General features: G+C 51.4%; 10 protein-coding genes and 2 pseudogenes. 8 read left to right on the forward strand and 4 right to left on the reverse strand.

The features are described 5' to 3' along the window. Positions 1 to 405 precede the first annotated feature (405 nt). Positions 406 to 1,812, forward strand: a pseudogene (gene ltrA / locus C8275_RS05270) (group II intron reverse transcriptase/maturase). 256 nt (positions 1,813 to 2,068) lie between these two features. Here the strand turns inward: ltrA and C8275_RS05275 are convergent. The 3 genes from C8275_RS05275 to C8275_RS05285 form a co-directional block, all read right to left on the reverse strand. Continuing rightward, positions 2,069 to 3,109, reverse strand: a complete 1,041-nt coding sequence (locus C8275_RS05275; protein WP_106484382.1) for a sugar kinase — start codon at positions 3,107 to 3,109, stop codon at positions 2,069 to 2,071. Between the two features lie 177 nt (positions 3,110 to 3,286). Beyond that, positions 3,287 to 3,658: a hypothetical protein gene (locus C8275_RS05280; protein ID WP_022384779.1), complete on the reverse strand. Its 372-nt coding sequence runs from the start codon at positions 3,656 to 3,658 to the stop codon at positions 3,287 to 3,289. Between the two features lie 47 nt (positions 3,659 to 3,705). Then, entirely contained in the window at positions 3,706 to 3,930 is a 225-nt protein-coding gene (locus C8275_RS05285) for a hypothetical protein (protein WP_106484383.1), read from the reverse strand. A gap of 87 nt (positions 3,931 to 4,017) precedes the next feature. On the opposite strand from C8275_RS05285, the gene C8275_RS05290 reads away from it, so the two are divergent. The 5 genes from C8275_RS05290 (at position 4,018) to C8275_RS05310 (ending at position 9,484) form a co-directional block, all read left to right on the forward strand. Next, positions 4,018 to 4,638 carry a peptidylprolyl isomerase gene (locus C8275_RS05290; RefSeq protein ID WP_106484384.1) on the forward strand — a complete coding sequence of 207 codons (621 nt, stop codon included), beginning with the start codon at positions 4,018 to 4,020 and terminating at the stop codon, positions 4,636 to 4,638. A 132-nt stretch (positions 4,639 to 4,770) separates the two neighbouring features. Then, on the forward strand, positions 4,771 to 5,925 hold the full coding sequence (locus tag C8275_RS05295) for a PCMD domain-containing protein (RefSeq protein WP_106484385.1): 1,155 nt from the start codon (positions 4,771 to 4,773) through the stop codon (positions 5,923 to 5,925). After that, entirely contained in the window at positions 5,922 to 6,686 is a 765-nt protein-coding gene (locus C8275_RS05300) for a porin family protein (RefSeq protein ID WP_106484386.1), read from the forward strand. The genes C8275_RS05295 and C8275_RS05300 overlap by 4 nt, the downstream gene beginning before the upstream one ends. A 238-nt stretch (positions 6,687 to 6,924) precedes the next feature. Continuing rightward, positions 6,925 to 8,004: a chorismate synthase gene (gene aroC, locus C8275_RS05305; protein ID WP_022384775.1), complete on the forward strand. Its 1,080-nt coding sequence runs from the start codon at positions 6,925 to 6,927 to the stop codon at positions 8,002 to 8,004. A 124-nt stretch (positions 8,005 to 8,128) separates the two neighbouring features. Continuing rightward, positions 8,129 to 9,484, forward strand: a complete 1,356-nt coding sequence (locus C8275_RS05310) for a dipeptidase (RefSeq protein ID WP_106484387.1) — start codon at positions 8,129 to 8,131, stop codon at positions 9,482 to 9,484. A 101-nt stretch (positions 9,485 to 9,585) separates the two neighbouring features. Here C8275_RS05310 and C8275_RS14955 read toward each other — a convergent pair. Then, a pseudogene (locus tag C8275_RS14955) lies at positions 9,586 to 9,726 on the reverse strand (IS1380 family transposase); the annotation flags it as partial. A gap of 90 nt (positions 9,727 to 9,816) precedes the next feature. Here C8275_RS14955 and C8275_RS05315 point away from each other — a divergent pair. Beyond that, positions 9,817 to 10,416, forward strand: a complete 600-nt coding sequence (locus tag C8275_RS05315) for an RNA polymerase sigma-70 factor (protein WP_106484388.1) — start codon at positions 9,817 to 9,819, stop codon at positions 10,414 to 10,416. A gap of 23 nt (positions 10,417 to 10,439) precedes the next feature. Next, a complete protein-coding gene (locus tag C8275_RS05320; protein WP_199881864.1) occupies positions 10,440 to 11,498 on the forward strand; it encodes a FecR family protein in 1,059 nt (352 codons plus the stop codon). The last annotated feature ends 178 nt before the right edge of the window (positions 11,499 to 11,676 follow it).

An 11,676-nucleotide genomic window follows, 5' to 3' on the forward strand; every position in this document is an offset into this window, starting at 1 on the left:
CTAACGGGTGCAAGTCCCGAGTAAGCCCTAATAGCGGGAATTACATAGCCCCAGGCAAGGGTGTTCATCGCGAGGTGAAATCTGAAGGAAGCCGTCGGCAAACATCTGGCCTAACGAACAGAAACTTCATACAAGGCATATGACCGTGGGTAAGATTGCTAAACAAATCGAAGCCCTATAGCTATTCGGAACGGTCGGTGTAGATGAAGTAGGTATAAGATGGAAAGACAACGCCCTTATCCGAGGAGGTCTCACGGACACTTCGAATAGTTTTTTTTTTTTACGAAAGAAGTGGAGTAAAGCTTGTCGTGAGAAGTCAGCAGACGCCATAGTAGTGCAGCTGTCGATAGAGTTTCATGAAGGGCAGAACCTAGCAATTAAACGATAGTAATTTAAAAATACCATATGAAGGACAGAATGCAGAAAACAATATCACGTTTGTATGGCTGCCCTCAAAGGAATAGGTTGGAAGCCGAAAGATATGGGGGAGTGCAGACCTTTATGTGAATGTGTGAAGACAACATCGTGGAAGTACCATTCGACAAGGAACACCTTTTCGAGCAAATTCTCAGTCCGTCAAATCTCAACAGAGCCTACAAAACAGTGGTGAGAAACAAGGGATGTGGTGGTATCGACAAGATGTCGTGCGAGCAATTGCTCCCATGGCTCCTGACCAATAGGGAAATGCTCCTTAGTTCCTTGATGGACGGCTCTTACCGTCCGAACCCGGTAAGAAGGGTAGAAATCCCCAAAGACAATGGCAAGATGCGCCTTTTAGGTATCCCCACCGTGATAGACCGATTGGTGCAACAAGCCATAAACCAAGTGTTGACTCCCATCTATGAGAACCAATTCTCCAAGACAAGCTACGGCTTCCGTCCGAGAAGAGGATGCCATGACGCACTACGTGAAGCGCAGAGGATAATCAATGAAGGCTACGTATATGTTGTAGACCTTGACCTTGAACTCTTCTTCGACACGGTGTGCCACAGCAAGCTCATAGAAATCCTCAGCCGTACCATAAAAGACGGCAGAGTGGTCAGTCTTATACATAAGTATCTCCGTAGCGGTGTAATGAATAAAGGCTTGTTTGAAGCGAGCGAGGAAGGAACTCCCCAAGGAGGTCCGCTAAGTCCCTTGTTGAGCAACATTATGCTCAATGAACTGGACAAAGAGCTGGAACTCAGAGGCCTCCCTTTTGTGCGCTATGCGGATGACTCGATGATATTCTGCAGGTCCCGAAGGGCAGCAATGCGAGTGAAGGAGAGCATAACCCGATTTATAGAGAACAATCTATATCTCAAAGTCAACCAGGAGAAGACCGTAGTGTCGTATGTGCGCGGAGTGAAATATCTCGGCTATTCCTTTAATGTAATGAAAGGTAAATGCCAACTTACGGTACACCCGACATCCAAAGCCAAGATGAAGTCAAGACTAAAAGAACTGACAAGTCGCAGCAATGGATGGGGATATTCCAAGAGAAAGCAAAAGCTCAAAGAATACATAAGAGGATGGGTCGGCTATTATCATCTTGCCAATATGAAACGTCTTCTACTTACCACTGACGAATGGTTAAGGCGTAGAATACGTATGTGTATATGGAAAGCATGGAAGAAAGTCAAGACAAAAGTGGCAAACCTCATTAGATGCGGTATCGATAAGTACAAGGCATATGAATGGGGTAATACTCGCAAGGGCTGCTGGCGCATAGCAGACAGCCACATAATGCACAGGGCAATCACAAATGAGAACTTGCGCAAAGCAGGGTATGCTACTTTAATGGGTGAATATCTCGAATGGTACCCAAAATAGGNATGGGGTAATACTCGCAAGGGCTGCTGGCGCATAGCAGACAGCCACATAATGCACAGGGCAATCACAAATGAGAACTTGCGCAAAGCAGGGTATGCTACTTTAATGGGTGAATATCTCGAATGGTACCCAAAATAGGAACCGCCGTATGCGGAACCGCATGTACGGTGGTGTGAGAGGACGGAAAACGAAAGTAGGAAGAAAACTACGTCGTTTTCCTCCTACTCGATCCTATTCATTCCGAAGCTGATGACTCTCATCGGCTCACCTCTCCGCTCTCGCCTTTCTCCACGAGCGATTCAATCTCGGCAGCCTTCATCATGTTATAGTCTCCGGCGATGGTATTCTTCAACGCCGATGCCGCAGCTGCAAAATCCACCCGTTTCTGGTCATCGTCATACACCGTGTGTGCATAGAGCAGGGCACCCACAAAGGCATCCCCCACACCGATGCAGTCGATGATGTTGTTGATGTCATAGACCCGTGTGAACTTCGTAGTTCCGTTGGAATGAAGGGCACCGGCAAGCGTGTGGTGCTCTGAACTCAGGACATTGCGCAGGGCGATGTAGATGTGCTTGCATCGGGGAACGGATTTGCTGATTTCCTTGCAGAAACTGTCGTAGGCATAGCGGTCGATGCCGTCGGCAGCCGACTTCGAGTCAAAGCCCGGTGCCGGAATGCCCAGAATCTTGGCATATTCCCCTTCGCTGCCAAACAGGATATCGCTGTGCTGCATCAACGGAAGCATCACCTCGCTTGCAGTCTTGCCGTAACGCCACAGGTTCTTGCGGTAGTTGATGTCGCAGCAGATGGTCAGCCCCATCTCGTCAGCCACCTGGATGGCCTCCTCGCATACGGCAGCCAACCCGTCAGTCAGGGAAGCATCAATGCCCGACCAGTGGAAGATGCTGGCTCCCTCGAATACGCTGTGCCAGTCGATCATGCCCGGCTGCAAGTCCGTGAAGGAAGAGCCTTCGCGGTCATAGATTACCTCGGAGTTACGCAAGGCTACGGCTTTTTCCATGTAATACGTTCCCAGCCGCTTCCCGCCGCGCAAGATGTTCCGGGTGCCGACATTGTGCGAACGCAGCTCCGTGATGCAGTTCTCACCCAATGCATTCTCCGGCAAACGGGTGATGTAGTCCACTTCGCCCCCGTAGTTGGCAATCGAAATCGCCACATTGGCTTCACTGCCTCCATAGTTAGCCAGGAAGACGCGGCTCTGCTGGATACGCAGATTGTCGGGAGGGGTCAGGCGTAGCATGATCTCGCCAAAAGTTACAATTTTCTTACTCATATTCGTGTTTGTTTCGTTTGATCGTTTATCACAACCTGTGACCTTGCAAAGTTACGTAAGAAAACCCGGTCAACAAGCAAAACGAAAGTAATCATAGCATAAAAAAAGCAGAAGAGAAACATTGTCCTCTTCTGCTGTGCTTTTCTCTCTCTCGATTAATTGTATTTGTCTTTCTTATTAATCCAAATAAACATCAAGCCCTTTATTGTGTAAAGTCAAATTTAACAACGTCACATATTTTCTGTATTGTTGCTCGCTCAATGCCGATTTCATCAGCTTCAGGTTGCCCCAGACCGCCTTGCGGACCAGTGCCGAACGGGAAGCCTCGTCTTTACTGCGCGCTGCCTGCAACAATTTGTCTGAGAAATATTCGCAAGCCGTGGATACCTCGTCATACTGATTGCTGTTCAGCTCCAGGTAGTTTGTCAGACGTCCGGCGCTGACTGACCAGTTCCACGCATTACCACTCACATTCGCGATTCTTTCTCCTGCAAAGCTTGTAGCGCCAACAAATAGAGACGCTACAAAAAGTAATGTAATCCTTTTCATAATCTTTCTCCTTTTTACCTTAAATGTTATTCCTAAAAACTAATTACCTAAATTTTTCTCTTTTCTCTATCATTTTGACACTGCAAAGATATATAGCTTTTCACCACTTCCAATCCTTTTGGTGTTAATAAACGTAAATGTAAATCTAAATCGTCACTTATTTGATTTATATCAAGAGAATCTATCATAAAAATGACCGATTCTGCAAATATATGTAAGAATATCGGGTAAAAAGCAAGCATCCTTTGCAAAATTAGCTTCTTTTCTTCCATATATCGCTGGAGATTTATGTATCTTTGCCCACCATTAGTATTATCTATTTAACCAATCCTATTTATTAATTGCATATATATAAGTATATGGAGAATAACGCAAACAAATACATTACCGTGTCCTACGAGTTGTATGTGGACAATGACGGTAAAGAAGTCATGATGGAAAAAGCTCCGGTGGAGCATCCTTTCCAATTTATTTCGGGCATGGGCATCACACTGGAGAGTTTTGAAGCCAACATAGCCAAGCTCGCCCAGGGCGATGCATTCGACTTTGTTATCCCCGTGGCTGAAGCTTATGGTGAAATCGATCCCGAACACATCCTCGAACTGCCGAAGGACTTCTTCGTAGTGGACGGCAAATTTGACTCCGAGCGTGTGTTTGCCGGCAACATCCTTCCGATGCTCAACAGCGACGGCAACCGCCTGAACGGGACTGTCGTGGAGGTGAAGGACAATGTAGTCGTGATGGATTTCAACCATCCGTTTGCCGGCAAGGACCTCCACTTTGTAGGTACTGTGACGGAATCCCGTCCGGCAACAAATGCTGAAATTCAGGAAGTGATCAATATGTTTGCCGGTGAAGGTTGTGGCGGTGGCTGCGACTGCTGCGGCGGAGGCTGTGGCAGCGATGACTGTGGCGACGATTGCGGCTGCGGTGAGCACGGACACCACCATGACGGTTGCGGATGTGGCTGCCACTCCTGATGAAACGAAGACATTTGTCCTGAACAACTGAACAGGAACCATCTATGGAATCTTCGGAAGGTTCTGCCCCATCTTTCGAGGTACAGCCCTTCCGAAGATTCTTTTTTATACCTCGTAACAAAACCAAGCACAATGAAAAAGTTTCCTTTACTCTTATTGCTGAGCATGTTCTTCTTCGTGTCTTGTATCCAAGACGAAGCTCCGAACGCTGAAGCCGACATTGTGAGCTGTGTGCTCGATGGCAATGTGCTGAAACGTCCGCCTCTCATCGAGAATGACAAAGTGACCCTCGTGGTCTCTGTAGGCGTGAATGCCGCCAATCTCGCTCCTCAATTTGAACTGACACCGGGTGCCACCATCGAACCGCCCAGCGGGACGGCACGCAACTTCACCTTTCCCCAGACTTACACGGTGACCTCGGAAGACAAGAAGTGGAAAAAGACTTATACCGTTACCGTACAGCAAGACCGGAGCATCCTGTCCGATTACGACTTTGAAGGGGTAAGTCTTGTCCGGGTAGAGAATCCCGGAAGCTATCCCTATCACTATCATCAGATCGAAGAGGTTGACTCGCAAGGTTCGACGACCCTGGTATGGGCCAGTGGAAACAGCGGCTTTGTCCTGGCTGCCAAGCTGGACGGTCTGCCCGACGACCCGACGGTGTTCCCGACCTGTTCCTGGGACGAGGGACGTACCGGCAAATGTGTCAAGCTGGTCACCTGCAGACCGAAGGCCAGTGCTGCCGTAGCGTTGGCACCGATTGCTGCCGGAAACCTGTTTACCGGAAAGTTCGTGCTGGAAAACATCAATGAACCTGCCGTCTGCACCCACTTTGGTGCCGGTGAAGTGTTCCCCTACAGACCCATCAGCCTCGAAGGCTATTTCAAGTACAAGGCAGGGGCAACCATGACCGTGGGTACTCCTGAACAGCATAAGCACGACACCGACATGTGGGACATCTACGCCGTGCTCTACGATGCCACCAAGGCAACCAATTCCTACCTGGATGGCTATAACATCCTGAGTGACCCGAGCATCGTGCTGCTGGCTCACCTTCCGCGTGAAGAACGTCACGAAGCCGACGACTGGACCCACTTCTTCATCGAGTTCCAACCGTTTGAGGGAGGAACGGCATTCGACGAGGCGAAAATGAAGAACGGAGATTATAACCTGGCCATCGTCATGAGTTCGAGCGAGGAAGGAGCCTACTTCAACGGAGCCGAAGGTAGTACGCTCTATGTCGACGATGTCAAACTGCACTATGAAGAAGAGGAGGGTAACCAATGAAAAAGCAATTCATCCTTACAGCCATCGCCTTGTTGCTCTGTCTGGGACAGGCCAAGGCACAACAGTTGTTCCACTACAACCTGAAGGAACATCACATCGACTTTGAAGTCAAGGCCGGATTCAGTATCGGCGGCACTTCACCCCTTCCTCTGCCGGAGGAAATCCGCTCCATCGAGAGTTACAACCCGGGACTGGCGCTGTCGTTGGGTATCCAGGTGACTAAGTGGTTTGACAACCAATGGGGCTTCAGCAGCGGCATCTCGTTCGACAACAAGAAAATGAGTACCGAGGCACGTGTGAAGAACTACAGCATGGAGCTGATTGACGGAGGCGGACGCATCAAGGGCAACTGGACCGGACTGGTGCAGACTGACGTCACCAATTCCTACCTCACCGTGCCCGTCATGGCAGCCTACAAGCTTAGTTCCGTCTGGGACTTGCGTTTCGGTCCCTATGTGGCATACCTCATGGACGGCAAGTTCTCCGGACACGTCTCTGACGGATACCTGCGCGAGAATGACCCGACCGGACAGAAGGTGCCTTTCACCGGCGATGCCACCGCCACCTATGACTTCTCGGACAACCTGCGCAAGTTCCAGTGGGGACTTCAGGCAGGAGGTTCCTGGAGGGTCAACCGCCACTTCCGGCTCAATGCCGACCTCCAGTGGGGGTTGAACGACATCTTCGAGAAGGACTTCGAGACCATCACGTTCAGCATGTACAACATCTACCTGAACCTGGGCTTCGGATACGTGTTCTGAGGCACATGCCCAGGGTCAGCCCGGCAGACAAGAGGCACGGAGATGCAGAGTCAGACAAAAAACTCTGCGCCTTCGTGCCTCTTGCTGTTGATACTTCCAACTATTCACGCTATATTTGGCACGCTTATAAATTCAGCACCTGACTCATTCGACTTTCGCAGGCTCGCGTCGGGTTGACAAGAAACCAGCCGGTCCGGTGGAATGCCTGCGAAGCTTACGTAACTAATACAAACGCATTATGTTCAACAGTACATTTGGGAACCTGCTGCGCCTGACCTCCTTCGGAGAATCGCACGGCCCTGCCGTGGGGGGAGTCCTCGACGGATTTCCTGCAGGCATCGAGATTGACACCGACTTTGTACAGGCGGAACTGAACCGACGCCGTCCGGGACAAAGCCGCATCACCACCCCACGCAAGGAGCCCGACGAGGTGGAATTCCTTTCGGGCATCTTCGAAGGACGCTCCACAGGTTGCCCCATCGGATTCATCGTCCGGAATACAAATCAACATTCATCAGACTACGAGAACCTGCGCAACCTCTACCGCCCCTCACACGCCGACTACACCTACAGCTGCAAATACGGCATCCGTGACCATCGCGGAGGCGGACGCTCGTCGGCACGGGAAACCATCTCCCGCTGTGTGGGCGGAGCACTTGCCAAACTTGCCCTGCGACAGCTGGGCGTGCGCATCACCGCATACACCTCGCAGGTGGGCACCATCGCCCTCGAACATCCCTACACACACTACGACTTCAGCCTCATCGAGCAGAACATGGTGCGCTGTCCCGACCCGGAGAAGGCAAAGGAGATGGAAGACCTGATTGCCCGTGTGAAAGGCAAGGGGAACACTGTCGGGGGAGTCATCACCTGTGTGGTGAAGGGCTGTCCCGTCGGACTGGGACAACCGGTCTTCGGCAAACTGCATGCCGCGCTGGGTGCTGCCATGCTCGGCATCAATGCCGTGAAGGGATTTGAGTACGGCGAAGGCTTCGGCGGCATGGACCTCCTCGGCTCCCAGCAGAACGATATCTTCTACAACAACGACGGACGTATCGACACCCGTACCAACCACTCGGGAGGCATCCAGGGAGGTATCAGCAACGGACAGGACATCTACTTCCGTGTTGCCTTCAAGCCCGTCGCCACCATCCTCATGGAGCAGGAGACCGTCGACGTCAACGGAAACGATACCCGCGTCACGGCACGCGGACGACACGATGCCTGCGTCCTGCCCCGTGCCGTACCCGTGGTCGAAGCCATGACTGCCCTGACCCTGCTTGACCATTACCTGATGGACAAGGCGACGCGTCTGTAGAACACGGACGCGGGCAGCCAGGTGCGCACTCAACAGACATTTCAAACCTCAGCGGGAGCTTGCGGGAACTGTCGTCCCACATCCGACGGACAGCCCTGCGGCTCTGCCTATAAACATCAAGCTTATGGAAGTTAAAGACTACATCCGGGAAAACGAACCCCGGTTCATGGACGAGTTGTTCAGCCTCATCCGCATCCCCAGCATCAGTGCCCAGCCGGAGCACAAGGACGACATGCTCGCCTGTGCTCAACGCTGGCGGGAACTCCTGCTCGCTGCCGGAGCTGACGAGGCGATGGTGATGCCCTCACAGGGCAACCCTCTGGTCTATGCCGAAAAACGTGTCTCGCCCGACGCACCCACCGTGCTCATCTATGCCCACTATGACGTCATGCCGCCCGAACCGCTGGAACTCTGGAAGAGCCAGCCTTTCGAACCGGAAATCCGTGACGGACACCTCTTCGCACGCGGTGCCGACGATGACAAGGGACAGTCATTCATCCAGGTGAAGGCGTTCGAGTACATGGTGCGCGAGGGAGCGTTGAAACACAACGTGAAGTTCATCTTCGAAGGGGAGGAGGAGATAGGCTCGCCGAGTCTGAATGCCTTCCTGAAGGAGCACAAGGAACTGCTGAAGGCGGACGTCATCCTTGTGTCGGATACCAGCATGCTGGGCGCTGACCTGCCCTCGCTCACCACCGGACTGCGCGGACTTGCCTACTGGGAAATCGAGGTCACCGGACCCAACCGAGACCTTCACTCGGGACACTTCGGCGGAGCCGTTGCCAATCCCATTAACGTGCTCTGTTCGATGCTCTCTCAGGTAGTCGATGCCGACGGACGCATCACCGTCCCCCACTTCTATGACCGAGTGGAGGAGGTGTCCGATGCCGAACGTCGCATGATCGCCCAGATACCTTTTGACGAGGAACGTTACAAGACCGCCATCGGCGTCGACGAGTTGCAGGGTGAAAAAGGCTACTCCACCTTGGAGCGCAACAGCTGCCGTCCGTCGTTCGATATCTGCGGCATCTGGGGTGGCTACACAGGCGAAGGGTCGAAGACCGTCCTTCCCTCGAAAGCCTATGCCAAGGTGTCCTGCCGGCTCGTTCCGCATCAACAGCACGAAGAAATCTCCCGGTTGTTTGCAGACTACATCCAGTCCATCGCCCCACGTTCCGTCAAGGTGAAAGTGACCCCGATGCATGGTGGCGAGGGATACGTCTGCCCCATCGACCTCCCTGCCTACAAGGCTGCCGAGAAAGGGTTTGCCAAGGCTTTCGGCAAGCAACCGCTGGCAGTGCGTCGGGGTGGAAGCATCCCCATCATCTCGGATTTTGAGCAGATCCTAGGTGTCAAGACCGTCCTGATGGGCTTCGGCTTGGAGAGCAACGCCATCCATTCGCCGAATGAAAACATCCCCCTGGACATCATCCGCAAGGGCATTGAAGCCGTCGTGGAATTCCACCGTCAAGGTTTCTGATGCTCTTCCATTTTCCCGCCTGTCAAACGGAGGCACAAGGACACGGAGCCGGCAGGGGAGAGGTCTTTCCTTTCCTTGCGTTCCGCCCCCCCCCTTGTGCTTCCGTTTTTTTTGCTCCGTAATCCGAGCTTTAGGGCTATTGATTGAGGCAAAAGAGCTTCAAAAAGCTCCGTTATTGGAAATATACCGCCAAAGGGAGTAAGCTTTTCTGATTTTATTTGTACTTTCGCTACGCTTGTCAGGAATTGTTTGATTTTTATTATGCAACACTAAGTTGAGTGATTCCACAGACAAGGCAAAACTGTGGGGCCCCTTTTGTTGCCCATGGTTCTATGAAAGTAAGGAGTAACAGTGTTGCGGATTCAAAGGTCTTTATCCTTTTCAATCAAATGGATCACAGCCAATATGATGCACAGACATTCGAAGAACTTTTCCGGGAGTATTACTCCCGTCTCTATTACTATGCTCTTGACTGGGTGGAGAATGAAGAGGCTGCCAAGGACATTGTCAGTGGACTGTTCGGTGACTTGTGGAACAGCTTTTCTAGTTGGAATCCCGACAATAGAGAGGCTTATCTTGCACGAGCAGTGCGAAACCGTTGCCTGAACTATTTGAAGCATCGGGCTGTGGAACGTGATACGTTGGGCAAGTACCTGACTGAAAAACAAAGACTCATCGATACAGACTTGCAGGAGCATGAAGAGTTGATGAAGCGAGTCAAAGGCATTATGGATGGACTTCCGGAGCGGACCAGGTTCGTGGTGGAGCAGTGTTACATCGAGGGTAAGAAGTATAGTGAACTAGCAGACTTGATGGAGACCACGCCGGGCATGATACACAAACACATCAGCAAGGCTTTAGCAATTTTTAGAAAAGCTTTAGAAGTAAAAAGGGGACGAAAGGGTACCGATACAGTTGTCGGTGAGTCTTAATATAATAAAAGCCTATGGAACACATGAAAGACATAGATGAACTCAGTGAAGAAGAAAAACAGCTGCGTGCATTGGTGCAGATGAACCATCGGCGCGTACATGCATCCCGACCGGATGTGGACGAGGCATGGAGCGAGTTCCAGCGGAATCATGCAGGGCGTCAGAAGCCACGCCGGCGATTCTCCTTGTGGCACATGTCGGCAGCCGCTCTGATTGGTGCGGCAGCCATGTTGGTCGTCGTGTTTCTATTCCCTTCTTTATTTTATAAAGCTGACCGGCAGGCTGCTTCAAGCTTTGTCGCCTTGCAATACGACCAGACTCCGCAACACGTCAAGTGGGAACAAGACGATGAAACCATGAACCTGGGCGCGGGTGATTCTCTCTCATTCCTTGCGGTGAAGTCATCTCCGACGATAGCTGCCGATACCCATGTTTCGGAGGTCAAGACACAGCGCCTTTCCACACCGCGTGGCATGGACTTCAAAGTCACGTTGCCTGACGGTTCGGAGGTATGGCTCAACGCCGAGAGTACCATCGAGTTTCCTGCTGCGTTCCGTGACGGTTTGCGCCAAGTGTATTTGCAAGGTGAAGCTTACTTCAAGGTGGCACACTGTGAAGATGCTCCCTTCATTGTCATGTCCGACCGCATGAATGTGCGCGTGTTGGGCACTTCGTTCAATTTCCGTAGCTATGATGCCGAAGCCCCCCATGTGGCGTTGGTAGAAGGTAAGGTCGAGGTGATGCGTCCGGGAGACACACAGCCCGACGCAATTTTGCAACCAGGAGAGGAAGCATGGTTGGGAGATGACGGTGCACTTCATGTGCAAGAGGTCGATACGTATGCCATTACGCAGTGGGTTAATGGTTTCTTTTATTTCCACAATGAACCGCTGGTGGAAGTGCTCCGCGCCTTGGGTCGGTGGTACAACTATGGTGTCATCTTCCACAATACTGATGTCATGCACCAAAAGATACATTTTTCCGCTTTGCGAAATGACCATATAGGCGTAGCTATCGAGAGTCTGAACCGTCTGCGCCATGTCTACGTACAGATAGAGGGAGACAATCTGGTGGTTTACTGATTCGTATTGGAGAAAGAATGCATTCATGCCCACACTTGTGAGTCGTTCACGGGTGTGGGCATGATGTATTTATGCCTGGACTCCTAGGGAGCAAACAGAAGCCGCCGTATTGGGATAATGTGATAAAATATGAACTTTTTAGCGGAAAAGTGGTACCGATTATGAGCTTGCATTGTCT

This window comes from Bacteroides sp. Marseille-P3684 (assembly GCF_900291465.1).
Taxonomy (GTDB): domain Bacteria; phylum Bacteroidota; class Bacteroidia; order Bacteroidales; family Bacteroidaceae; genus Phocaeicola_A.